Annotated in this window: 17 protein-coding genes, 4 tRNA genes and 1 pseudogene; 3 read left to right on the forward strand and 19 right to left on the reverse strand. The window is 51.5% G+C overall.

Going from position 1 to position 25628, the window contains the following annotated elements:
- Positions 1-12: 12 nt before the first annotated feature.
- The 5 genes from NXS99_RS05120 to rplJ all read right to left on the reverse strand — a co-directional run bounded on the left by NXS99_RS05120 (position 13) and on the right by rplJ (position 10350).
- Positions 13-4020, reverse strand: coding sequence for a DNA-directed RNA polymerase subunit beta' (locus NXS99_RS05120; protein ID WP_259287585.1), 4008 nt, complete (start codon positions 4018-4020; stop codon positions 13-15).
- A 105-nt stretch (positions 4021-4125) separates the two neighbouring features.
- On the reverse strand, positions 4126-7620 hold the full coding sequence (locus tag NXS99_RS05125) for a DNA-directed RNA polymerase subunit beta (RefSeq protein ID WP_259287586.1): 3495 nt from the start codon (positions 7618-7620) through the stop codon (positions 4126-4128).
- 535 nt (positions 7621-8155) lie between these two features.
- Complete coding sequence (locus NXS99_RS05130; RefSeq protein ID WP_259287587.1) at positions 8156-9085, reverse strand: DUF3068 domain-containing protein; 930 nt, start codon at positions 9083-9085, stop codon at positions 8156-8158.
- A 271-nt stretch (positions 9086-9356) separates the two neighbouring features.
- On the reverse strand, positions 9357-9737 hold the full coding sequence (rplL, locus tag NXS99_RS05135) for a 50S ribosomal protein L7/L12 (RefSeq protein ID WP_259287588.1): 381 nt from the start codon (positions 9735-9737) through the stop codon (positions 9357-9359).
- 97 nt (positions 9738-9834) lie between these two features.
- Positions 9835-10350 carry a 50S ribosomal protein L10 gene (gene rplJ / locus NXS99_RS05140; protein ID WP_259287589.1) on the reverse strand — a complete coding sequence of 172 codons (516 nt, stop codon included), beginning with the start codon at positions 10348-10350 and terminating at the stop codon, positions 9835-9837.
- 367 nt (positions 10351-10717) lie between these two features.
- On the opposite strand from rplJ, the gene NXS99_RS05145 reads away from it, so the two are divergent.
- Positions 10718-11317 carry a hypothetical protein gene (locus NXS99_RS05145; protein ID WP_259287590.1) on the forward strand — a complete coding sequence of 200 codons (600 nt, stop codon included), beginning with the start codon at positions 10718-10720 and terminating at the stop codon, positions 11315-11317.
- A 482-nt stretch (positions 11318-11799) separates the two neighbouring features.
- Positions 11800-12246: a hypothetical protein gene (locus NXS99_RS05150; protein ID WP_259287591.1), complete on the forward strand. Its 447-nt coding sequence runs from the start codon at positions 11800-11802 to the stop codon at positions 12244-12246.
- Positions 12247-13263: 1017 nt separating this feature from the next.
- Here NXS99_RS05150 and rplA read toward each other — a convergent pair.
- The 9 genes from rplA to NXS99_RS05195 form a co-directional block, all read right to left on the reverse strand.
- Positions 13264-13971: a 50S ribosomal protein L1 gene (gene rplA / locus NXS99_RS05155; RefSeq protein WP_259287592.1), complete on the reverse strand. Its 708-nt coding sequence runs from the start codon at positions 13969-13971 to the stop codon at positions 13264-13266.
- Between the two features lie 73 nt (positions 13972-14044).
- Positions 14045-14482 carry a 50S ribosomal protein L11 gene (gene rplK / locus NXS99_RS05160; protein ID WP_259287593.1) on the reverse strand — a complete coding sequence of 146 codons (438 nt, stop codon included), beginning with the start codon at positions 14480-14482 and terminating at the stop codon, positions 14045-14047.
- A 355-nt stretch (positions 14483-14837) separates the two neighbouring features.
- Positions 14838-15611: a transcription termination/antitermination protein NusG gene (nusG, locus tag NXS99_RS05165; protein WP_259287594.1), complete on the reverse strand. Its 774-nt coding sequence runs from the start codon at positions 15609-15611 to the stop codon at positions 14838-14840.
- Positions 15612-15796: 185 nt separating this feature from the next.
- A complete protein-coding gene (gene secE / locus NXS99_RS05170; RefSeq protein WP_259287595.1) occupies positions 15797-16123 on the reverse strand; it encodes a preprotein translocase subunit SecE in 327 nt (108 codons plus the stop codon).
- A gap of 261 nt (positions 16124-16384) precedes the next feature.
- Positions 16385-16457 (reverse strand) — tRNA-Trp (locus tag NXS99_RS05175).
- A gap of 76 nt (positions 16458-16533) precedes the next feature.
- Positions 16534-16605: transfer RNA gene (locus NXS99_RS05180), tRNA-Met, on the reverse strand.
- Between the two features lie 39 nt (positions 16606-16644).
- Positions 16645-16717 (reverse strand) — tRNA-Thr (locus NXS99_RS05185).
- A gap of 484 nt (positions 16718-17201) precedes the next feature.
- Positions 17202-17283, reverse strand: a tRNA-Tyr gene (locus NXS99_RS05190).
- 133 nt (positions 17284-17416) lie between these two features.
- A complete protein-coding gene (locus NXS99_RS05195; protein WP_259287596.1) occupies positions 17417-18448 on the reverse strand; it encodes a polyprenyl synthetase family protein in 1032 nt (343 codons plus the stop codon).
- 168 nt (positions 18449-18616) lie between these two features.
- On the opposite strand from NXS99_RS05195, the gene NXS99_RS05200 reads away from it, so the two are divergent.
- Positions 18617-19876, forward strand: a complete 1260-nt coding sequence (locus NXS99_RS05200; protein WP_259287597.1) for a geranylgeranyl reductase family protein — start codon at positions 18617-18619, stop codon at positions 19874-19876.
- On the opposite strand, the gene NXS99_RS05205 is transcribed toward NXS99_RS05200, so the two are convergent.
- The 5 genes and pseudogenes from NXS99_RS05205 to NXS99_RS05225 all read right to left on the reverse strand — a co-directional run bounded on the left by NXS99_RS05205 (position 19873) and on the right by NXS99_RS05225 (position 25600).
- On the reverse strand, positions 19873-20571 hold the full coding sequence (locus NXS99_RS05205) for a demethylmenaquinone methyltransferase (RefSeq protein ID WP_259287598.1): 699 nt from the start codon (positions 20569-20571) through the stop codon (positions 19873-19875). The genes NXS99_RS05200 and NXS99_RS05205 overlap by 4 nt on opposite strands.
- 9 nt (positions 20572-20580) lie before the next feature.
- Positions 20581-21669 (reverse strand): glycosyltransferase family 1 protein, encoded by a 1089-nt coding sequence (locus NXS99_RS05210; RefSeq protein WP_259287599.1) that lies wholly within the window; start codon positions 21667-21669, stop codon positions 20581-20583.
- Between the two features lie 365 nt (positions 21670-22034).
- Positions 22035-22403 (reverse strand): annotated as a pseudogene (locus NXS99_RS05215) (DUF3592 domain-containing protein); the annotation flags it as partial.
- Between the two features lie 48 nt (positions 22404-22451).
- On the reverse strand, positions 22452-24071 hold the full coding sequence (gene menD, locus NXS99_RS05220; protein WP_259287600.1) for a 2-succinyl-5-enolpyruvyl-6-hydroxy-3-cyclohexene-1-carboxylic-acid synthase: 1620 nt from the start codon (positions 24069-24071) through the stop codon (positions 22452-22454).
- 518 nt (positions 24072-24589) lie between these two features.
- The gene (locus NXS99_RS05225) at positions 24590-25600 is read right to left on the reverse strand and encodes an o-succinylbenzoate synthase (RefSeq protein ID WP_259287601.1); all 1011 of its coding nucleotides are present in this window, start codon (positions 25598-25600) and stop codon (positions 24590-24592) included.
- Between the last annotated feature and the right edge of the window lie 28 nt (positions 25601-25628).

The raw sequence follows: 25628 nt of genomic DNA on the forward strand, positions 1-25628 counted from the left end.
CTCATACGTTGCTTAGAGTTCGAAGGCCTCATCCAATGGCACAGATGCGCCGGTGAAGTCTCCGAATCCATCGTCACCATAGATGGAATCACCATAGGTTGGGATGGAGTATGCAGCATTGCGAGCAGCCTCGGTTGGCTTCACTGCGATGTTGCGGTAACGCGCAATACCGGTACCAGCTGGGATCAGCTTACCGATGATCACGTTTTCCTTCAGACCGATGAGCTTATCGGAACGCTTGTTGATGGCAGCGTCGGTAAGCACACGAGTGGTCTCCTGGAAGGATGCAGCGGACAACCATGATTCGGTAGCCAAGGAAGCCTTGGTAATACCCATGATCTCACTGCGCAGTTCGGCTGGCTGACCGCCGGAAGCCAAAGCTTCTGCGTTGGCTGCCTTTGCTTCTGCCAGATCCACCAAGGTACCTGGGAGGAACTCGGTGGTACCAGATTCAATCACGGTACCGCGACGCAGCATCTGGCGGATGATGATTTCGATGTGTTTATCGTGGATAGCCACACCCTGTGCGCGGTAAACCGCTTGCACTTCATCAACGAGGTGCTGTTCGACACCACGACGACCCAGAATTTCCAGAACGTCATGCGGATCAGCAGGACCACGCAGCAAACGATCGCCAACTTCGAGGTGATCGCCTTCCTGAATGGTGCGCTCAATGTATGCACCAGGAGTCGAGCTCATTGGTACCTTGACATTTGCCAAACCTTGACGCTTCGACAGCTTCTCGTAGATGACATCATCAGAGCCATCATCTGGCGTAATGGTCAGCGTGTAGAAGTTGCCTTCGTCTTCGAGGTGGACCGTACCTGCAACAGAGGCAATTGGTGCACGGTTCTTTGGAACACGTGCCTCGAAAAGCTCCTGCACACGAGGCAGACCACCGGTAATGTCGCCACCGACACCACCCTGGTGGAAGGTACGCATGGTCAGCTGGGTACCAGGCTCACCAATGGACTGTGCAGCCACAATACCAACAGCTTCGCCAATATCAACTTGCTTACCGGATGCCATGGAAATGCCGTAGCACTTCGCGCACACACCGGTTGCGGTCTGACAGGTCAAAACAGAGCGAACCTTGACTTCGGTCACGCCAGCTTCAACCAGCTTTGCGACGAGGGCATCAGAGAGATACGCGCCAGCTTCAGCCAGTACTTCCTCACCTTGCTTCACATCGATGCTGAGTGCACGGCCATGAACTGAGGTTTCGATCAGGCTGTGAGCGCTAAAGCCGGTGACATTGCCGTCGGCGTCCTTGACAGGAACTGCCACTGGCACCTTAATGCCAAGACGGGTTTCACAGTCTTCTTCACGCACGATAACGTCCTGGGCCACGTCCACCAGACGACGGGTGAGGTAACCCGAGTCAGCGGTACGCAGTGCGGTATCGGCCAGACCCTTACGGGAACCGTGGGAGTTGTTGAAGTACTCCAACACCGACAGACCTTCACGGAAGGAGGTCTTAATTGGGCGGGTAATGTACTCACCACGTGAGTTCACAACCATGCCCTTCATGCCGGCCAAGGTCCAGATCTGACGCATGTTACCAGCAGCACCAGACTTCACGATCATTGGAATTGGGTTGTCGTCTGGATACAGATCCTCGACTGCCTTACCGATTTCATCGGTGGCATTCTTCCACAATTCCACGAGGCGATCGTAGCGCTCGCGCTCGGTGAGAGCACCCTGCTCCCAGTACTTGCGCTCCACCTTGCGGGCTTCGAGCTCGTACTTTTCCAGACGCTCGTCTTTGTCGTCCAAAACCAAAACGTCAGACATTGCAATGGTCACACCAGAACGAGTTGCCCAGTAGAAACCTGCGTCTTTCATCTTGTCCATGGTCTGTGCAACGGTGATCATTGGGTACTTAGCAGCAAGGTCATTAATGACGTCGCCGAGCATGATCTTGTCGCTGCCGCCGCCCTTACGAACCATCACACCTTCAAGGTATGGATAGTTCCAAGGCAACAACTCGTTGAAGTAGATACGACCCAAGGTGGTATCTGCCAACCAGGTTTGACCCTTTTCCCAACCTTCTGGGAACTGCTCAGCTTCAATATCTGCAGGTGGACGCAGGTGCGAAATACGTACCTTAATCTTTGCTTGCAGACCAAGCTCATGACGGTCATAGGCCATAATTGCTTCTGCTACTGAGGAGTACACGCCAGTTGCAGGGCCTTCGGAAGTTGCAGGCTTGTATGCGCCCTTGCCACCGAATTCATGCTCTGCCTTGTCCATGGTCAGGTAGTAAAGACCGGTCACCATGTCCAGACGAGGCATTGCCAATGGCTTACCCGATGCAGGCGAAAGAATGTTATTCGATGCCAGCATCAAGATGCGTGCTTCTGCTTGTGCTTCAGCAGACAGTGGCAGGTGCACAGCCATCTGGTCACCGTCGAAGTCAGCGTTGAAAGCTTCGCAGGCAAGTGGGTGCAGCTGAATTGCTTTACCTTCGATGAGCTTTGGCTCAAAGGCCTGGATACCCAAGCGGTGCAGGGTTGGTGCACGGTTGAGCATCACTGGGTGCTGTGCAATGGCTTCTTCCAGCACGTCCCAAACCTCTGGGCGCTGACGCTCAACCATGCGCTTTGCCGATTTAATGTTCTGGGCATAATCGTTTTCGACCAGACGCTTCATCACGAATGGCTTGAACAATTCCAGTGCCATCAGTTTTGGCAAACCGCACTCGTGCAGCTTCAACTGTGGACCAACGATAATAACCGAACGGCCCGAGTAGTCAACACGCTTACCCAGCAGGTTCTGGCGGAAACGACCCTGCTTACCCTTGAGCAGATCGCTCAGGGACTTCAGTGGGCGGTTACCAGGACCGGTAACTGGACGACCGCGACGACCATTATCAAACAGTGCGTCAACGGATTCCTGCAACATGCGCTTCTCGTTGTTCACGATAATTTCTGGTGCACCCAGATCAATCATGCGCTTGAGGCGGTTGTTGCGGTTAATCACACGACGATAGAGGTCGTTGAGGTCAGAGGTTGCGAAGCGACCACCGTCGAGCTGCACCATTGGGCGCAACTCTGGTGGAATCACTGGAATGCAGTCGAGCACCATACCAGCTGGATCGTTGCCAGAACGCTGGAAGGCTGCAACAACCTTCAGGCGCTTCAAGGCACGCATCTTCTTTTGACCCTTGCCTTCATTGATGATGGTGCGCAGCTCTTCAGCTTCAGCATCCAAATCAAAGTTGCGGATCAAGGTTTGGATAGCTTCTGCACCCATACCACCGGTGAAGTAATCTTCGTAGCGGTCAACCAGCTCTTCGTAGATGTTATCGTCGATAATCATCTGCTTTGGAGCAAGCTTGATAAAGGTTTGCCACACTTCGTCCAGGCGTGCGATTTCTCGCTCAGAACGCTCACGAATGTGCTGCATTTCTTTATCAGCTGCGTTTTGCACCTTGCGGCGAGCATCAGCTTTCGCACCAGCAGCTTCGAGTTCTGCTAAGTCCTCTTCCAGCTTTTGTGCACGCTCTGCGATCTCTGAATCGGCATCAGCCTCAACGTCTTTCTTCTCCAAAAGCATTTCTGCTTCCAAAGTGGTCAGATCGTTATGGCGTGCTTCTTCATCAACGCTGGTGATGATATTGGCAGCAAAGTAAATAATGCGCTCAAGATCTTTTGGCGCAAGATCAAGCAGGTAGCCCAAACGAGATGGAACACCCTTGAAGTACCAAATGTGGGTCACTGGAGCGGCAAGCTCAATATGGCCCATGCGCTCGCGGCGTACCTTCGACTTTGTGACTTCAACGCCACATCGTTCACAGATAATGCCCTTATAGCGCACGCGCTTGTACTTACCACAAGCACATTCCCAGTCACGCGTTGGACCGAAAATACGCTCACAGAATAGACCGTCCTTCTCAGGCTTTAAGGTACGGTAGTTAATTGTCTCCGGCTTTTTAACCTCACCTTTTGACCAACGACGAATGTCGTCGGCAGTGGCCAGGCCAATGCGGAGCTCTTCGAAGAAGTTTACGTCGAGCACGTAACTCCCTTTCCGTAGAAGTTGTTGTTACTAGTTACATTCCGCCTGCTTTGCGACGCCCACCTGGAGGGGTTCCTCCGAGCGTCGAAAAGCAGACCTGGCAGATTAGGCAATATCAGCGTCTGAGCGTTCGTCGCGGCTTAAGTTAATGCCCATGGAGGCACCAGCCTGGTCGAACTCGTCATCGTCTGAGCCAGAAAGCTCCATCGGCGTACCGTCGGCGGAAAGGACTTCCACGTTCAGGCACAGCGACTGCAGCTCCTTGAGCAAGACCTTGAAGGACTCAGGAATACCTGGGTCTGGAATGTTCTCGCCCTTGACAATTGCCTCGTACACCTTCACACGACCAACAACGTCGTCAGACTTGATGGTCAAAAGCTCTTGGAGGGTATATGCAGCACCGTAAGCTTGCATTGCCCACACTTCCATCTCACCGAAGCGCTGGCCACCGAACTGGGCCTTACCACCAAGTGGCTGCTGGGTAATCATGGAGTATGGACCGGTTGAACGAGCGTGAATCTTCTCGTCAACCAGGTGGTGCAGCTTCAGGATGTACATGTAACCAACGGAAACTGGGTATGGGAATGGTTCGCCGGAACGACCGTCGAACAGCATCGCCTTACCTTCTTCGTTGACCATAACCTCGCCATCACGGTTTGGACGGGAGTTACGCAGCAGGCCTGCAAGTTCTTCGTTGGAAGCACCGTCGAATACCGGCGTTGCCGTCAACGAACCTGGAGCAACATCGTAGAGTTCCTCTGGCAGGGTTTGCAGCAGTTGTGCGTTGGCAGGATCTTCGGTATCGATCTTCCAACCAGCAGCTGCCAACCAACCCAAGTGCACTTCGAGCACCTGGCCGATGTTCATACGACGTGGCACACCGTGGGTGTTCAAGATGATATCCACTGGAGTACCGTCTGGTAAGAATGGCATATCTTCTTGTGGCAGAATCTTGCCAACAACACCCTTGTTACCGTGACGACCAGCAAGCTTGTCGCCGTCCTGGATCTTGCGCTTTTGCGCAACATAGACGCGAATCATTTCATTCACGCCAGGGTTGAGATCATCATCGTCTTCGCGCGAGAAGCGACGAACGCCAATGACCTTACCGGTTTCACCGTGTGGCACCTTCATCGAGGTATCGCGAACTTCGCGAGCCTTTTCACCGAAGATAGCGCGCAGCAAGCGCTCTTCTGGGGTCAGCTCAGTCTCGCCCTTTGGCGTGACCTTACCAACCAAGATGTCGCCGTCACGTACGTCAGCACCGATACGCACGATACCGCGCTCATCGAGGTCTTTCAGCACGTCTTCGGAAACATTTGGAATTTCACGGGTAATTTCCTCGGCACCAAGCTTGGTGTCGCGGGCATCAATTTCGTGCTCTTCGATGTGAATGGAGGTCAGCGTATCTTCTTCAACCAAACGCTGGTTCAAAATGATAGCGTCCTCGTAGTTGTGACCTTCCCATGGCATGAATGCCACGAGCAGGTTACGACCCAAGGCCATTTCACCATTATGGGTACCTGGACCATCTGCAAGCACTTGGCCTTCTTCGACGCGATCGCCGATGCTGACCAGTGGCTTCTGGTTATAGGAGGTACCTTGGTTGGTACGCTCGAACTTGCGCAGCAGGTAGGTTTCACGCTTGCCGTCATCAGCCATCACGGTGATGAAATCAGCGGAAAGGTTCTCAACTACACCAGCATGCTTGTTGATGATCAAGTCACCAGAGTCATATGCAGCACGCAACTCCATACCGGTACCAACCAGTGGCGCTTCAGAACGCACCAGTGGCACAGCCTGACGCTGCATGTTCGCACCCATCAGGGCACGGTTAGCGTCGTCGTGCTCCAAGAATGGAATCATTGCGGTTGCAACAGAAACCATCTGACGTGGAGAAACGTCCATGTAGTCAATTTCTTGACCAGAAACAACCTGAATATCACCGTTCTTCAAACGCACGGTCACACGATCTTCAGTGATCACACCGTTGGCGTCGAATTCCGTGTTTGCCTGAGCAACCACGTAGCGGTCTTCCTCATCAGCAGTGAGGTAATCAACCTGGTCGGTCACAACACCGTTGACAACCTTGCGGTATGGCGTTTCGATGAAACCGAAAGCATTCACACGCGCGTACGAAGCCAAGGAACCGATCAGACCAATGTTTGGACCTTCGGGAGTCTCAATTGGACACATACGACCATAGTGGGAAGCGTGAACGTCACGGACTTCAATGCCGGCACGCTCACGTGACAGACCACCTGGGCCCAATGCGGACAAACGACGCTTGTGGGTCAGACCCGACAAAGAGTTGTTCAAGTCCATGAACTGAGACAACTGCGAGGTTCCGAAGAACTCGCGAATAGCAGCCGAAACTGGACGCACGTTAATCAACGAGGTTGGGGTGATCGACTCAGCATCTTGGGTGGTCATGCGCTCACGAACCACACGCTCCATGCGGGACAGACCCACACGAACCTGATTTTGAATCAATTCACCAACAGTGCGCAGACGACGATTACCAAAGTGGTCAATATCGTCGGTTTCCACTGGAATAACTTCGCCAGTTGGCGAGGTCATCGTGGTTTCACCTACGTGCAGACGCACGAGGTATTCGATTGCGGTTGCAATATCTTCCTCGGTGAGGGTCATCAGACCATCATTGTCGCCACCTAAACCGAGCTTGCGGTTTACCTTGTAACGACCCACCTTTGCCAAGTCATAGCGCTTCGCACGGAAGAAGGAGTTATCCAGCAAGGATTGTGCAAGGTCACGCGTTGGCTGCTCGCCTGGACGCTGCTTGCGGTAGATCTCCAACAAAGCCTCATCGGTGTTCGCAACACCATCGGCTTCGAGGGTAGACATCATGATCTCAGAGAAGCCGAAGCGCTCTTGGATCTGTTCGGTGGTCCAGCCCAATGCCTTTAACAGCACGGTCACTGGCTGACGACGCTTACGGTCAATACGCACACCAACGGTGTCGCGCTTATCGACGTCGAACTCCAACCATGCACCACGAGAAGGAATCACCTTCACCGCATGCAGTGGACGCTCGGTCGACTTATCGATCGTCTGGTCGAAATACACACCAGGAGAACGCACCAGCTGTGAAACAACGACACGCTCGGTGCCGTTCACAATGAAGGTACCCTTGTCGGTCATCATCGGGAAGTCACCGATGAACACCGTCTGGGACTTAATTTCGCCGGTGTCGTTATTGACGAATTCTGCAGTCACGTACAGTGGCGCAGAGTAGTTAATATCCTTGTCTTTACACTCATCAATAGTGTTTTTAATATCCTCGAAGCGAGGATCAGACAAAGAAAGGGACATATTGCCGGAATAATCTTGAATTGGAGAAAGTTCCTCGAGAATATCCTCAAGTCCGGAGGTAACGCGTACGCCCTCTCCTAATTCCTCCTGACGACGGGCACGCCAATCTGGCGAACCAATCAGCCAAGCAAAAGATTCCAGCTGAATATCGAGAAGACCTGGGACCTCGATGGGTTCATTAATTTTCGCGAACGATTTACGTTCGGGAGCCCCAGGGATAGTGGCCTTGGTCTGGCGGGAGACTGCCAAGATGGGTCCTTCCAGCACCTCACGCGGATGACGGCCCCGCAATATTGGCCATCAAAACCGCTGGTATATGAGCAATTTCGGTCTGCAGAGGAAACCTGTACCCATATAGCACTGAATGACCTTGTCAAATTGGCTTTTTGCCTAACTGATCAAGGTCGAACATACTACAGGGTCGAGAGATTCCAGAGCAACGATTAACTTTACTGTAAAATTGCTCAAAAGTAAAGAGCTATAGCGGAAATTATTCATCGGCGTCAGCCGCCCACGCAAAGAACTCGCACTCACCTTAGGACAATTGGTCCCCTTCATGCAACTTTTTCTCAAAAACTACAGTGTAGAGCTTACAACGATGTAATTCATTCCACGCGGTACAGCCATATGCTGTGCTTTTGATCGAGCTCACACACCACTGCACAAACGTCGTCAAGCATGCACTGGAATCTCTCATTTCCAGGTACTTGCCCTCCACACTAGGCCACTGCGCTGGCGAAGGCAGTCAATAATCTAGCAGACTCTTGACCGTTGTTGCGTCCACCACACCGCCAATTGCCGGCTACTGACGCCGCAGAAACGCTCCAGCGAGCCCACCAAGAATCAGCAACACGCCCACGCCGGTCAATGCCCATAGCACCCACAGAATCCAATGCTGATCGGAAATGCGTGCAGCTTGGGCAAACAGTGCTTGCTTATCAGACTCATCAAGCATGCCATGAAACTTCAGCGCAACCCCTACTGGCTGACCTTCCTCATTAACATACACATCATCAACCTGCTCGGATATATCTACGATCAGACCGCTGATGGTATCTACAGTGATTTCTCGTTTCACCGCATGCATAAGCTTGGCGACGCTATCATCAATCACAGTTTCATGCAGCACCGAAGGATACCGGCCAGCAAGTTCGGTCGGCGCAATTTCTTGCACGAAATGATAGAGCTCACGGCCTTCGCGCATACTGGAACGCTCAAATACCATAGGTGCCGTAGCTTCGAGTCCAAGATCAAAGAATTCATAGGCGGTTTGCGCCACTGGCGCCGGAAACTTCAGCCACAATCCGGCAAACTCCACCGTTCGAGCAGGACTTGCCAACTCTGAGATAATCTTCACCGGACTCAAATTCGCACCGGTGACTCGATCAAACGAATAATTCAACGTTTCGGCAGTATAAATATCTGCAACATGCGCTCGATCAGCTTCGCCGCGTACCAGCGTCACGCCCACTTGGGCGGTAACTTCTTGGGCATCAAAAGGCGGCAAGAAGCTGACATGGATACGCTTTTCCGCAGGACCGTCATAGGTCGAACCGTCACCAACTACGCGCATCGTCGCTGCGGGATCACGCAGGGACACTTCACGGTGTGAAAGTTCAAGCGGTACACGAGCATCAAACGCAACCGCTTGCGGCAGCACAATGCCCACAACCGCGAGCATACAACCGATGCCAATCATCATGGCAGCAACGATTCGTGAAGTAGGTAGCATAGTGTCCCATTGTACCTAGATTGTGGAGAAGTCTTGAATATGGGCTCAAACACGTGTGCAACATACAGCGTGTTGGTAACGTGAGCCGACAACCAGCAGCATCATAACGCGTACGATCGTAACTCTATGGTGTATTGGTATTTCTTGGTTACAAAGCTGCCTGAAAGTCGTTTACAACCACTTGAAACCGCCCTTGATTCGACGGCATGGGAAAACCCCAGATAGTACATGGAGCACCATCTGGGGTTTTACTCTTAAGCAGTAAGCAAAATTACTTGAGGGTAACCTTTGCGCCAGCCTCTTCGAGCTTAGCCTTAGCAGCCTCAGCGTCGTCCTTGGAAACGCCCTCGAGAAGAGCCTTAGGAGCGGACTCAACGAGCTCCTTAGCTTCCTTCAAGCCGAGACCGGAAACGATCTCACGAACGACCTTAATAACGCCGATCTTCTTTGCGCCAGCGTCCTCGATAACGACGTCGAACTCGTCCTTCTCTTCCTCAACTGGAGCAGCAGCGCCTGGAGCAGCAGCAACAGCAACTGGAGCAGCAGCGGTTACTTCGAAGACCTCTTCGAATTCTTTCACGAACTCAGAAAGCTCGATGAGGGTCATCTCTTTGAAAGCCTCGATGAGCTCGTCCTTGGTGAGCTTAGCCATGGTGGTATTCCTTTCGGTTTACAATAAGAAGTTTGTTTCTACGAACTTCTCAAAAGTGTTGGGTATGAATTTTTAAAGTCAGCCACGTGGCTAAACTTTACGCTTCTTTCTTCTCCTGGAGCGCAGCTGCGAGGCGTGCGACCTGAGAAGCAGGAGCGTTGAACAGGCCAGCGGCCTTTGCCAAGTTGCCCTTCATGGCGCCAGCAAGCTTTGCGAGAGTGGTCTCGCGGTTGTCAAGCTCAGCGATAGCGTCGACCTGAGCAGCGCTCAGAGCCTTGCCGTCCATGTAGCCACCCTTAACAACGAATGCCTTGTTTTCAGCAGAGAATTTCTTCAGTGCCTTAGCAGCGTCAACAGCTTCGCCCTTAATAAAAGCAACAGCGGTTGGGCCGGTGAACAAGTCATCGAGGCCTTCGACGCCAGCGTCTTGTGCAGCCAGCTTCAAAAGGGTGTTCTTGGCGACGGAGTACTGGACATCAGCACCGAGGGACACACGCAGTGCGGTTGTCTGAGCCACGGTCAAGCCGCGGTACTCGGTCAAGACGAATGCGTCATGCTCTGCAAAGCGCTTCTTGAGATCTTCCAGAGATGCAACGTTCTTGAGATTTGCCATTACTTCGCCTCCTTCCTCATAGATGATTTAAGGTTTATCCGCCGAGGCTCTCATAACAAAAGCCCCGTGCAAGAGCACAGGGCACAACACTCTTTCTTCATTAGAAAGGAATTGGTTCCAAGTCACTCCTGCGTGGGCCGTTCCAACAAGTTGGAAACCTTCGAGCCTTCGTTTCCTCAGGCTGACCGACGGTCTTTGGTGAAACTTATATGAAGATACATAATCTTTTTAAAGTTCCCTAGGTATTATACGGTTTTCTCACAAGGATGCAAATCACCCCTTATTGAGGCGTAGGCTTGACGATGTAATATCTGATACCACATAGTTCTTAGTAGCTTGCAACTAAATACTCTAGAAAGGTTTTACGATGGCAAATTCTTCGAAATCTACGAATATCATCATCTTTCTTAGCAGCCTACTTTTTGCCCTTCTATTAATGGGTGGTGCACTAGTTTTCCTGCTGGTATCTCAACCAGATTTATTCTCGTTTAATTCGACTCATTCCACTTCTGCGGCATCCAGTGTGGCAAAGGCCCCGCAGCCGCAGGCAGCACCTGGACTGAGTGCACCTCGCGCTCATGCGCCTCAGTCGGCTTCAACTCGCCCTACCGCAGCTCGCCCTGCTACACCTGAAGCTCGCAGGGAAGCACCGGCTCAAAGTGAGGCCGCTGTTGTGACGGTTACTGAGTTTGCGACGCCGAATCCTGCTCCTCAACCACAACTCACGGACGGCCACAACTCAAAGCGATATACCCGCTATAGTGCTGGTAATAACCACACCAGCTCTGCGTTTGCGAAAAATGTTGGTAACGCTTATCACAACTACTATTCCCAAACTGGGAAACTTACGGGAGTGCTGCGAGTCTATTCACCAGTTACCAACCAAGTATATGACATGCATTGCGATAGCAATGGTAACTTTGCTACCTGTACGGGCGGTCGAGACGCAGTGGTATACGTTTATTAATACCTTTGGCGATACCACCCTATAAAAACTCTGAGATCCATTAGAGAACAAGCGCGCGAATCTCATGTCCCTACGCGCGAGTCAATTCACGTTTCCGATACACCACGACTTCTTACCAGTTGTTCACAGCAATTTCGCATCTCACCACGCCTGCCACTATCTGCACGTTGTTTGATGAACGTATCGGAAACGCAAATTTAATACACCACATACAACATTGGGCTGTGTCCGGCGAGTTATGCCAGACACAGCCCAAATACTCTTTCAAGAGCTTCTTTTTGCTGCATGCAAGAAACAACTACACATGCAACTGTAATCGTCTTTAGCCGTCTTCCACAAAATCTTGTAAACGCTCCCCATGTACGCAACGATTTTCTTCACAAGCAGCACATCACCCCGTATTGAGGCACAGGCTTGACGGCATAATATGCGATACAACATAGTTCTTAATAGCGCGCAACTCAATACTCTAGAAAGGTTTCATGATGACAAATTCTTCAAAATCCTCGAATTTCCTTATCATTCTCAGCGGAGTACTCGTCGCTTTGATAATCATGGGTGCTGCAGTGTTTTATTTGGCAGCGTCACGACCAGATTTCCTCTCAATCAACTTCTCTACCACCAAAGATAAGACGAAAACTGCATCTGAAACCAGTAAAGAAACGTCAAAAAATAGCGCCAATGGATCCACTGCATATCGCGATACATCGGAATATTCCAATTTTAAACCTGGCCTCACGGACACCAGTAAGGAGTTTGCTCAAATAGTTGGCAAGGCTTATGTGGAGCACTATAAACAAACTGGCATCCGCGATGTCGTACTGCCAGTCTATTCACCAGAGGACGATCAGGTATATGACATGGACTGCAAGCACTTTGAAACATATGTAGAATGCTACGGCGACTCCAAATTGGTCTACATGAATTAATACTGCAAGAGTTTGGGCTGCGTCCGGCGAGTAATGCCAGGCGCAGCCCAAAATTATTCCAACACCTTTGTATGTGCCCCAAACAGCAGACAAGCGCGAGCATGGCTTTCCAACACATTAGCAGCCTTTCAACATGCATTTCTCCGAGCTTATCGACGACTAAGGATCGATCAGCTTGGGGAAATACACGTCTTTTGAAGGCACTCCCTGAGAACAACAGTTTTCTCAAAACAATGCATACACATATCAGAAAACCAGCACAAAGGCGTAATATTTAATGCAACTGGTGGTCAGTAGCCCACAACTTAATATCCAAGAAAGGATTCATGATGACGCATTCTTCACGATCAAGGACTATCATCATCTTTCTTAGCAGCCTAATCATTTCGTTGGTGTTTCTGGGTGCCGTAGTGGTTGCTTTGTTTATCGCTCGACCAGATTCGGTTTCGTCAAAAGCCATAACTAGTGCACCTACCACAACGCATAAGGCGACAGCTGAAGCTAGAGCTCACGCGCCTGCTACAACACATGAAACGATAACGACACCGGAACCGAGCACACCAGCTACTCGACATGAAACGATAGCTGAACCTGCGAACCGTGAAGGATCTTCGGCAAACAACTCAATCAGATCCAATGCCTATGCCGATAGAACGACAAGATTTACTCGATGGAAGGCCAATAGTCCCCAGACCAGTAAAGAGTTTGCCGATAATGTTGCCAATACTTATATAGAGCATTACCGACAAACTGGCATAGTCGATGCGGTACTGCCCGTTTATTCACCAGTCACTGAACAGGTGTATGACATGGACTGCAAGCTGTCGCATGCGCATGTGAGATGTGTCGGTGGCGACAACGCTGTCGTACTCATTCAATAACATTGCACTCTTGCTATAACAACACAGCAGATAACGTCCAAGAGCCGACACGCAAGCAAAAGGCGCAACTATGACCGTAGTCATACTTGCGCCTTTTCACGTAAAAGATCTTCAAATCAAGATCTCGTGAAGCAAATTACTCAGCAGCGTAATTCTTCTGAATGGTTGGATCCACTGGAACACCAGGACCGGTGGTGGAAGCAATCGTGGACTTCTTCAGGTAGATACCCTTGGAAGAAGATGGCTTCAGACGCAGGATCTCGTCGATAAGTGCACCGTAGTTCTCAGCCAACTTCTCAGCCTCGAAGGATGCCTTACCAATGATTGCGTGAAGGTTAGCAGCCTTATCAACGCGGAATGAGATCTTGCCGCCCTTAACCTCAGAGATTGCCTTTGCAACATCGGTGGTTACGGTACCGGTCTTAGGGTTTGGCATCAAACCACGTGGGCCGAGCACACGAGCAACGCGGCCAACCTTAGCCATCTGATCTGGGGTAGCAATTGCTACGTCAAAATCAGTCCAGCCTTCGGTGATCTTCTGGATCAAGTCATCGGAACCGACAACATCTGCACCAGCAGCTTCAGCTTCGGTAGCCTTCTCGCCAGCAGCGAAAACTGCAACGCGAACGGTCTTACCGGTGCCGTGTGGCAATGAAACGGTGCCACGAACCAGCTGATCTGCCTTACGTGGGTCAACACCCAAACGTACAGCAACTTCGATGGTTGCATCGTAGTTCTTGGAGGAGGTTGCCTTTGCAAGTTCAGCAGCCTTGAGTGGGGTGTAGAGACGACCCTTGTCGATCAGCTCTGCAACTGCTTTATAAGCTTTAGAGTTTTTGCTCATTATTCAATCCTTTTGAGGTTGTTGTGGTTAAAGTGGGCTGAAGCGAGCCCTGCCACGAAAATATTATGAAGGATTAACCTTCAACTTCAATGCCCATGGAACGAGCGGTACCAGCGATAATCTTTGCAGCTGCATCGATATCGTTAGCGTTGAGGTCTTCCATCTTGGTCTGTGCAATTTCCTTGACCTGAGCCATGGTAACCTTGCCGACCTTCTGGGTATGAGGTACGCCAGAGCCCTTTTGCAAGCCAGCAGCCTTCAGCAGCAACTTTGCTGCTGGTGGGGTCTTGAGCTTGAAGTCGAAGGAACGGTCTTCGTAGACAGTAATTTCAACTGGGATCACGTTGCCACGCTGGGATTCGGTTGCAGCATTATATGCCTTACAGAATTCCATGATGTTCACACCGTGTGCACCAAGTGCTGGACCTACTGGAGGAGCTGGGTTAGCAGCGCCTGCCTGGATCTGCAGCTTGATGAGGCCAGTGACCTTCTTCTTTTTCTTTGGAGCCATTGTTGATACCTACTTCCTGATAACAAGCCATATGCAGTCTTGCAACAATGCCGAAACAAGCTGCGGCTCGTCCGGATGCCCAGTTCATCGCCTATTTTTTCAATAATAAGCGATACTTAAGCCACCGGTTTACGTATATGAAATGCGCGCTTCACACGCGCAATCGTCCATCTTACATGAATAGCCATGCAGTTCACAACCGTATTCATTCGCTTATTGTTGCTTCAACCTGAACGTTTGGTACTGGCACGGCACCAGCATGTACTCAGCGAAGCAACCCTAGCTAGTTCCTTAATAGCAAAAGCCCTCGCCATACGACGAGGGCAACTGTACTTTCAACCAGTACTACGAATGCTTAGTTAATCTTTTCTACCTGATCCAAGGTCACATCCACAGGGGTTTCACGACCGAAGATAGAAACCAAGACCTGCAGCTTGCCGTTTTCAGCATCGATTGCAGAAATAGTGGCAGAAACGCCAGCAAGCGCACCGGAGAGAATGGTAACTGCTTCGCCTTCTTCAAAATCAACCGCAACCCGTGGCTTTTGCACATCAGTTGGCATTGCCACAACTTTTTCGCCTTCAGCGTTAATCGAAGACTCATCGCTTGCAGCTGCGTTTTGCTGCGGCATCAGGAACTTCGCAACGTCGCGGTGCTTCACAGGGGTTGCATTGCCCTCGTTACCCACGAAGGAAGTCACACCTGGGGTGTCGCGCACAACAGACCATGCACGGTCGTTGATGTCCATACGCACGAGCACATAACCTGGCAGAAGCTTGCGCTTAACCAGCTTACGCTTGCCGTCTTTAATCTCGGTTGCTTGTTCAACTGGCACAACGACTTCATAAATGGAGTCTTCTACTTCCAGTGTCTGCGCACGCATGTCAAGGTTGGTCTTAACCTTGTTTTCATAGCCGGAATAGCACTGAATGATGTACCACTTACCTGGCAGCTTCTTCAGTTCACGAACGTATGCACGCAGGCGAGTCTTGTACTCATCATCAGCAGGCTCTGCAACCACAGGAACGCTTGCAGTATCTGGTTCACCAGCTACGGTGTCCTCTTCGACGCTTTCAACGATTGCTTCGTCAAAAGCAGCTGCCAAGGAGTTCTGAGTCTCATCGCTCATTGTGTCTTACTCGCTTTCTTCACGGCTAAAATATATTTGCAACGATTATATTTCCCATGCTAACGGAAAATTATCGGGGATTGATTGGCGACGCTTTACGACGTTCGGTTTTCTCGGTAGAGAAAAATTTATCCCGCCGTTCCTCGTGGATTTCGGCGGGATGCTTTCGCTATCTTTTATTCATACTAGCGGGAGCCAAGAACCTTCTCAACTCCAAGACCGGCGAGGAAGTCAACTCCTGCCACCAATCCCGTCAAGAGGATCAAAAAGGCAAAGACAATCAAGGTGTAGTTCAGCATTTGGCTTGCCGTTGGCCAAATAACTTTCTTCAGCTCGACGCCTACTTCAGGGATAAAGGCTGCAACTTTATTCGCCTTGGACTCTTCCGGCTCACCGGCTGGAACAGCCTGCTTTGCCTCATAAGACGCAGTCGAGGTGGTGCTAACACCCGTAAGCTGTCGCTTACCTGTCGGACGTGCGACACCGCCCTGTGTTGGCTGTTCTTCGCTCACGCGAGTCTCCTCTTGGTTTCAAAATATGAATAATCTTGGTACTACATGGTGCCAAGCATAAACTTGGACCTCACAGATGTTCCACTATACCAAGAACTTCACATGTGGGTATAGTTTCACACCATCATGATGCACTCGCAGGATCACCACGAGGATGCATACATGCTACTCACCCTCATCCTCGCTGAGATGAACCAGCTCAAATGAAGTGATAACAAAAAGCGCCGACCAACGATGCTGGCCGACGCTTTTCGTATTCTGCAGGGGCGACAGGACTCGAACCTGCAACTTACAGTTTTGGAGACTGTTGCTCTACCAATTGAACTACGCCCCTATTTTTTTATCTGGCACCTGATACACCAGTAGGTACCAAGTTCAACTTGGTACCCTATGTATTTATCAGGCTTCCGTAGCGATGGCGAGAATTGAACTCGCGACACAACGATTATGAGTCGTTTGCTCTACCACTGAGCTACACCGCCATACCTGTATTCTTAAAACTAAGCGGTTAAAAGAAACAGAGCCCCCTGACAGAATCGAACTGTCGACCTTTTCCTTACCATGGAAACGCTCTGCCGACTGAGCTAAGGGGGCACATCGAACAAGCGAGAGTTGATTTCTCTTGTCTTCGCTGTGTTGCGACTGAAAATACAATAACCCGCCCACCTATAAAAACACAAATCGCCAGTTCAAAGCCGCATTTTCAAAAGCAAGATAGTGCATATATACACACCTAACGTTGATGCTTTTCAAGAGCATCACTCAACTCTGGGAACACGGCTTGCATATGCCAACGCCCAAAACCCGCATCGCATCGGTACGTACTTCACTCATCACGACAGCCTTCATGTTCCCTATACAAGAGGAACTCAGTTCCACACACTACACCGACGCGCGCCACTGCCACCGCACCACCATCGCCGCCACCACCGCACCGTCGCCCGCAAGATTCCCTGCAGCGAACAATTCTCACTCATCACAGCTCAGCTCACAGCTGTGTTTCCACGATCCCTTGAAACCGCCCCATGCCAGGCAAACCGCAAAAAGCCCCACTGCTTTCGCAATGGGGCTTCAATTGTGCCAGGTAGAAGATTCGAACTTCTGTAGGCTACGCCGACGGATTTACAGTCCGCTCCCTTTGGCCGCTCGGGCAACCTGGCAGCAACACTTTCGTGTGCGTTAAGAACTATACTATAAATCCCCTAGACTTTGGCAAATCGCAAGGTCATAACCGATAAGATTGCACGCAGTATCGTCGTCAAGCATTCAGCATTGCATGCACCGGCAAAGGCTTTAGCCCACACGCGCAACAGTGTAATTCGCCAAGGTCCGCAGCGCTTGGGTGGTGGCATTTTCCGGTAGTTTCGCCAGGTTTTCTTCCGCGACAGCCAAGTAGCGATGCACCTGCTCGAGGGCTCGTTGGCGTCCAGTCGATTGCGTCAGCAGGTTCAACGCGCGTTCCACATCAGCATCACTCCGCAGTGGCCCAGTGAGCAATCCGCGCAGTTCGTCGCCAATCGGGCCGTCTTCTGCCAAGGCATAAAGCACTGGCAAGGTAAACACGCCTTCACGCAAATCCGTGCCAGGTGTTTTCCCAGATTGATCCGAATCAGAGAAAATATCAATGATGTCATCCACAATTTGGAAGACCATTCCAATTGCGGCACCTGTGGCTCGCAACGCCTCAATGGTGTCTTCATCGGCACCCGAATGCAACGCACCAAGGTATCCAGCGGCAGCAATCAGCACACCGGTTTTTTCCTCGATCACTTTCATGTAGTGCTCGATCGGATCTCCTGCGCCAGCGCCAACGGTTTCACGCATCTGCCCTGTCACCAGGGCTTCAAAGGTACTTGCAAAGTGTGCCACGGTTGCCACACCAAGTTCGCTCATTAATCGCGAGGTGTGTGCAAGTAAAATATCGCCAGCGAGAATTGCCACCGAATTGCTCCATCGAGCATTTGCCGACGGTGCGCCGCGTCGTTGCGTTGCTTCATCCATCACATCATCGTGATAGAGCGTCGCTAAGTGCGTCATTTCAACAATGATGGCAGCTTTCACAACATCGTCGCTCATGGCATGTGGGCCATAATTCGATGCCAACAGCGCAAACATTGGACGGAAACGTTTGCCACCTGCTTTGGTCAGATGGGTGATTTGCTCGTGCAAAAAGTCTTCACTTTTATCGAGTTCTTCGCGCAGTTTTCGCTCCACACGAATCATGCCTTCGACCATCGCTTGGTTTAATGCTTCATCACCAAAGTCGACGCGTGTACCGACAGTTGCATCACCAGTATGCTGGCGATATTCGGCACCGTTGCTCATGCTATTCTACCGTTTCTGTTAATGGCTGCACCCGCGTCGAAAGCGTGAATACTCTTCGACACGAGAGTTAGGGTTTCTCGCTCTTGTTCACTTTACAATAGTCCCTAGCATGCCTTGCAAACCTCTACGGCTGGCACGCTTGAGTAGTTTGTTGCAACAATAGAGGATGTGACTAAACTTCGCGATTCCAACTCGTACCCTACCGACCTTGCAATTATCGGCGGGGGTCCTGCCGGTGCAACCGCTGCCTTCTATGCCGCACGAAAGGGTTTGAGCGTGGTACTAGTGGATGCCCACGACTTTCCGCGGGATAAAACCTGTGGTGATGGTTTAACCCCGCGCGCGATTACGCAACTGGCACAGCTGGGTCTGGCAGAAACTATCACGCAGCGCTATTGCTCCCAAGGTCTCAAATTGCATGGCTTCGGCGGTTCCGTGACTGCTCCTTGGCCACAGTCACCGTTTGGCATGCAAGGTTCGGCAATGCCGCGTACAGAATTTGATCAATTGTTATTCCAACATGCGGTGCAAGAAGATGCCGTCACAGCACTGACGGGTCATGCTGCCTGCGATGTGGAATTTACGGGTTCTAAAATTTCTGCCATTAGCTTGACGAATGGCACAACTATTCATCCGAAATTTGTAATTGTTGCCGATGGCGTTCGCTCGACTTTTGGCAAGCTACTAGGCCGAACCTGGCACAAAGGTGAAGTGTATGGCATTGCGGCTCGCTCGTATTGCACAACCGAGCGTTCCGACGAACCTTGGATTCACTCACACCTGGAATTACGCGATGAAGCTGGCCAAACTCAACCTGGTTATGGCTGGATTTTCCCGCTTGGAAATGGTAGCGCCAATGTCGGTTGTGGTGCACTTTCCACAGATACCCGACCTGCCAAACTTAATACCAAAAAGGTGTTGCAGCACTATATTGCTCAATGCCAATCCGAATGGAATTTTGGCGCACCAACACATGTCGCCTCCGCCCTGCTACCAATGGGCGGTGCCGTGAGCAACGTTGCGGGTGCGAACTGGATGATGATTGGCGATGCTGCCGCATGTGTGAACCCCTTGAATGGCGAAGGCATTGATTACGGCATGGAAACCGCACAACTCGCAGTTTCACTGCTGGATGAAGGCAAAGATTTCACACTGCTATGGCCGGATACTTTACGCCAGCACTACGGCCAAGCATTTGCCCTTGCCCGCACCGCAGCACGCCTGCTGACATATCCCGACCTGCTGCAAAAACTTGGCCCACTGGCACTCGGCAAACCGTTTGGCCAGATACTTATGCCAGCGGCGGCTCGGTTGATGGGCAATCTGGTTTCACCAGAAGATCAAGATCTGGTGGCCAAAGCGTGGTGGACTGCTGGGAAGTTCACCAGGTTCATGCGTCGTGAAGCTCCGCTGTGGAGCACTGATTAATCAGTCGCTGCGGGTTTCACCGCTGAATGCAAGGCCACGATGCCAAAGGTGAGGTTTTGCCAGCCGCACTCTTGCCAACCATTTCGACGAATTGCGCGGGCTAGGGTTTCCTGATCTGGCCAGGCGCGGATGGTTTCGGCCAGGTACACGTAGCTTTCTGGGTTTGAGGACACCACTTTTGCGATCGCCGGCAACAGGCGCATGAGATATTTCATATAGATCACGCGTAATACTGGCTGCACTGGGGTCGAAAACTCGGCAACGGCGAGCCGACCGCCGGGCTTGGTCACACGCGCAAGTTCACGCAGGCCAGCTTCGAAATCGTAGATATTGCGTAATCCATAGGAGATGGTCACGGCATCAAAGGTGTTATCAGGAAATGGCAGCTGCATGCCGTCTCCGCAAACTTTTGGTACGTCGCGGTCTTTGCCGGCGGCGAGCATTCCTTGAGAAAAGTCGCAGGCCACGCACCAGGCACCGGATTTGGCGAGTTCAACCGTCGAGACAGCCGTACCTGCGGCGAGATCTAAAACTTTTTCGCCAGGTTTCAGATTCAACCGCTCCCGGGTGCGCTTGCGCCAATGGGCGTCTTGCCCCATACTCAAAACAGTGTTGGTGATGTCATACCGCTTGCCAACTGCATCAAACATGCGGGCAACGTCGAACGGTTTTTTCTCTAAGGATGCTTTAGCCACTCCTAGAGTCTAACAACTTCCACCATGATTCTGGGAGTAAGAGGCAACAACCTCCCGATAATGCCCCATCAACGCATCGCATAACGCCGGCCAAGTGTTCTGCTGCACGCCAGCTCGCGCCTGCTGACACATCGCAGCATAGTCAGGACTCAGCACGATCTCGCGAACAGCTGTTGGCAGGTGTGCTGCAAGCTTTGCGACGTCAATCAGTTGGCCGTTTTCACCATCTTGCACCAAATCAATCGGACCGCCAGCTCGTGCCGCAATCACGGGAATCCCACTGGCATGCGCTTCTTGGATGGTTTGGCAAAAGGTTTCAAATTCGCCAGGATGCACAAAAATATCGAAACTGGCATAGGCTCTGGCTAATGCTTCTCCACGAAGTTGTCCGGTGAATATGGCGTTGGGCAGTTGGCGTCGTAAAGCGGGCATGAGTGGACCATCACCGACGATGACGAGCTGAATCACGGGATCAGCATCAAGATGCTGCAGGCGGTGGACCCCTTTTTCGGCGGCGAGCCGGCCAACGTATCCTACGATGATTCGCTGAGGGGCTCCCCAAGTTGTGCGCAATGTTTGACTGCGGCGATCGGGATGAAATTGGGTGGTATCAACGCCTCTACCCCATCGCTGCACGTTGGAAATGCCGTGGGTTTCCAAACTGTTCTGCGCCACCGAAGAAGGGGCAAGTGTGCGCTGCGCGCGATTATGAAGAATCCGAGTCCACCCCCATGCGGGTTGGTACAGCAATGTGAGATGATAGCGCAACGCAAAGCTGGGAATATCGGTTTGAAACACGGCAATTGTTGGAATCTGTAACTGTTTCGCAGCTAAAATGCCTGCTCCGGCTAAAACATACGGGCTTGCGGCGTGCACAATATCGGGCTGAAACTTTTGTAATTCTTGATAGGCCCGGTAAGTTGGCACGCCAACACGGAAAGAATTAATCAGCGGAACACGTACTTCAGGAACCCGGACGACCCGGAATCCGCAATATGTTTCGTTTTGTTGAGTAACACCAGCACGTGGAGCAAGAATGAGGCAATCGTGCCCGTGTGCTGCGAGATAGTGTGCAAGCTGGGCAACGGAATTGCTCACGCCATTGACGGTGGGCAGAAAAGATTCAGCGCAGATGGCGACTTTCATAGTGATGGACGATCGTTGTCAGGTTCGGCGGCGGCGGTATTGGTCGAGGTGGTGCTGGTCGCGGAGGTGACATCGGCGGCGGGTGCAGTGCTGGAGACATCAGCAACGGACGTGGTGTCAGCAGATGAATCATTATTCAATTGCGCGCAATTTTCCGCAGAATCTCCTGGCTGCATACCACTTTCGACATCAGCAACAGATAGTTCATTGTTCGATTGCGCACAACTTTCGCCAGCGTCATTCGATACAGGAAAACTCAGCCGCACGATGCGTTGTTCACGTGGACGATACAAACTACCCAACCGCAAGAGAATCGCAATACTTGCTGCTAGCACTTGCAATCCAACCCATACCGAGAACGCTGGGATAATTGCCAACGTCCAACGACGTCCTTCAACTTTCGCTAGTTCTGGATCCGTTTTGGCATAGGTAATCCAGACTCGCTGGCCAGGCCCTAAACCACTGGGATAGAGCAAGCCATGTTTCGGCGAATGATACAGACCCGTTTCATCTTGATATTCCACCACTGTTTTCGTGTTCGTCACCGCAGTCACGCGCGCAAGCGCACGGCCTGGATCAGCATCAATGATGTAATCGTTATACGCAGGCCCGATCACCAGTGCCAAGCATCCCACGGTCGCTGCCGCGTAGAGAAACAACAGCAATTGTATGCCGTGACGTTTCAAACGTTTGGCATTATAGACTGGCTGACGATGGATACTTGGGGTCATGGTTTATAACGCCAGTTTTGCTCGTAGATCCGCATGCATTTCGCGACGTGTTTCCCTGGTGGTCACAGCTTCAATAATGTGTACACCTTCACCAGTATTCGTTTCCAAGAGCACTTCCAACAACTCTGTTAAGCTCTCCACCCGATGGTACGTGTGTCCATAGGCTTGGCAAATTGCCGCAAGATCAACGGTATGCGCGGTGCCGAAGGCTTGTTCAAAACCTTTGCGATATTCCTTATCCCCAACTTCCAAGGTTTCAAAAATCCCACCACCGTGGTCATTTGCCACCACAAGGGTCATGTTCTCCGGACGCACGGTTACTTCAGGCGCGAGCAAACCACCGACTTCATGCAAAAACGTCACGTCACCTAGCAATGCAATGGTACGCGGTGCGCGCAATAAGTCAGGTTCGCGAGCTTGGACGGCGAGTGCAACACCGGTTGCTTGGGAAATATTGCCATCAATGCCGGCAGTGCCGCGCGGCGAGAAGGTTTCTACCGCGTCGATTGGGAATCCCACAAAACTTGCGTCACGAACCGGATTCGATGCACCTACAAAGAAAGCCTCACCGATTTCAATGGTGTCGGCAATCGCCGCAGCGACATGGAGTCCAGTGAATCCGTAGCTGGAATCTTCTAAAATCTCGCGAACCGCTGCAGCCGCCAGCTGAGATGCAGAATCGGTAATTTTCAGCCATTGTTTACTCACTACACCTTGCACCGTCACTCGTGTTGCGACAGTAATTTCGCGATGTGCTGGATTGTAAATAGTTTCAGTACGGCTCAGTACAATCACATCAATCGCCGGATCTGCAATCAATGCCTGAACATCACGGTGCAAGGTCGGATGCCCCACCACAATGATTTGCTCGGGCTTGGTATGCACCACAAACTCGCCGCGCGCAATTTCTTCACGCAAGAAGATACCAGCAGCTAATGGATGCACCGGATGATATGGCGCCGGCGCAGTTGGCTCGGCAATCGTTGGCACATCTTCCAAACCATCCACACGCCATGCTTCATCGCCTGCAATTACCAACGTGTGCTTTGTCAGATCCACAACCACACTGCCATGATCGATTGCAAACTTTGGGACACGCACCTTTGGAACGGATGCTTCCCATTGCGGCATGCCTGCCACCAGTGGTTCGGCAAAGCGGGCGTTAATATGAACGACAGGCTGCGTGAAAGCGTCGACAAGCTTATCGACGCAGGCTTCGGTCGTAATTTCAACCGTGTCCAACCTCAATAAACCGCGCTGCTCAATGGTCTGATTTGCGCCGGTTCCAACGAGTTCGGCCGGACGATCAGCGGAAATAATTGCAAGCGGAGTGTGCGAATGCTGCGCTTCGAGGCAGGATGGGAGGCAATTGGCCACTGCCGTACCAGAGGTGGTGAGCACACCAACGTGGCGACCTGTGACGCGTGCAATGCCAAGGGCCAAAAAGGCAGCTGATCGTTCATCGATGCGGGAATGGATACGAATATCGCTGCGCGCCAGCAGCGCCAATGATAAGGCTGAATTGCGAGAGCCTGGGCAGATCACGATATCAGTAAGATGCCGAGCAAGTTCTCGTGCTAGTGCTGCTGCAAGTTTTGGGCTTTGAGTATCCGCATGAGTCATGGTTTCCATTCTAAAACACCATGGCATGGAACTTAAGAACAAGGTGGTGACGGTGGTTGTAAAGTGTCGGTTACCAGCACTGCTAATGAGTGGTGTTCATTGATCACAGTGTGATGTAATGTGTCGGTGGACTGTAGCGTTAGGCCGTAGAAAAGTATCCGCCAACGGTTCGTTGGGCATATCGTGATTTGTATGCATGTATGCGAGCGCGAGGCCGTTTATATTGCGCTCAATTTATTCAAAACTGCCGAAAATGACACATGGATAAAGGTGGCAAGTTTGCAATGTATAAGCTTTCACCATACCGCATGCGCGCAATCTCCCTTGCCCATAAGTACGCCAATATCCATTACACACAAACTAACGTCAAGCAATCTGAACTGCGAAGCTCAAGGATTCCTACCTGCGATCTTGTAGCACATATTAGCATTCCGATTTGGATTGTACGCAATCATTCACGCTTGCACGTCACAAGCGTAAATGATCCTTTTCAAAGCGCTGCCAATATTCCTGCCGATTTACGCCAAGAACTCCCAACATTCACGGATTCGGGCGAACCAGTGGTCCACTCGATCACCGGTAGCGGCAAATTCTTCTAACCGATCCCGTTCTGGAGCAAGCATTTCCACCGGCAGATAGCCGTCGATAAGCGTGCGTTGCTTGGTAATATCCGCCACGAATAAGCGCTGCGTGGCAAGACCTGCCGCAGCTGGTTCGACGTCAAGATCGTCATCATCAGTGTGCAACGGCAAACCAGCCACCGCTGCAATGCCGGCATTCATGCCCACGCCAGTATCTAACGCGCTGGCTACAGTAATATCAAGGCCGCGTGCACGATAAAACTTGGCAATTTCAAGCACATGCCGAGGCCCGCCCAACGGTGCTGCTTTGACCACTGCCACGTCCGCACCCTGGCTGCGTGCGACGGCATACGGATCACTGGCGCGTCGAATCGATTCATCCGCGGCAACACGTACAAACAACCCCTGGCGAATCAGCTGCATACGCAATTCTGCAAGTTCATCAACAGTTGTGCAAGGCTGTTCCATATATTCCAACGGGCCTAGGGCATGCGCTGCAGCGAGCGCTTCTTGCACAGTCCACCCCCGATTGGCGTCAACCCGAATCTTCGCTTCAGGCGCATACTCACGCACAGCCGCAACGCGCGCACAATCATCGGCTAAGGTTTGGCCCTGCTCAGCCACTTTAACCTTAATTGTTCGACATCCCGGGAAACGGGCAAGCACATCTGGTACTTGCTCTGGTCGGACTGCCGGTACAGTCGCATTTACTGCGATTTTGTCGCGCAATAGCGCTGGTGGACCCGCATAGGCCATCTCTAAACCGCACTGCAGCCACGCCGCTGATTCCTGCGGACCGTATTCTAAAAACGGCGAAAACTCACCCCAGCCGGCGGGCCCTTCAAATACGACTGCTTCTCGACGCTGAATGCCTCGAAATTGCACTCTCATTGGCAAACTCACCACATGTGCGCGTTCGAGTACATCTTCTAGCCTTGGAGTTTCCATACCTTCTTACTATAGTGCAGCCTGTTTC

Source organism: Corynebacterium sp. HS2168-gen11, assembly GCF_024834075.1.
Lineage (GTDB): Bacteria > Actinomycetota > Actinomycetes > Mycobacteriales > Mycobacteriaceae > Corynebacterium.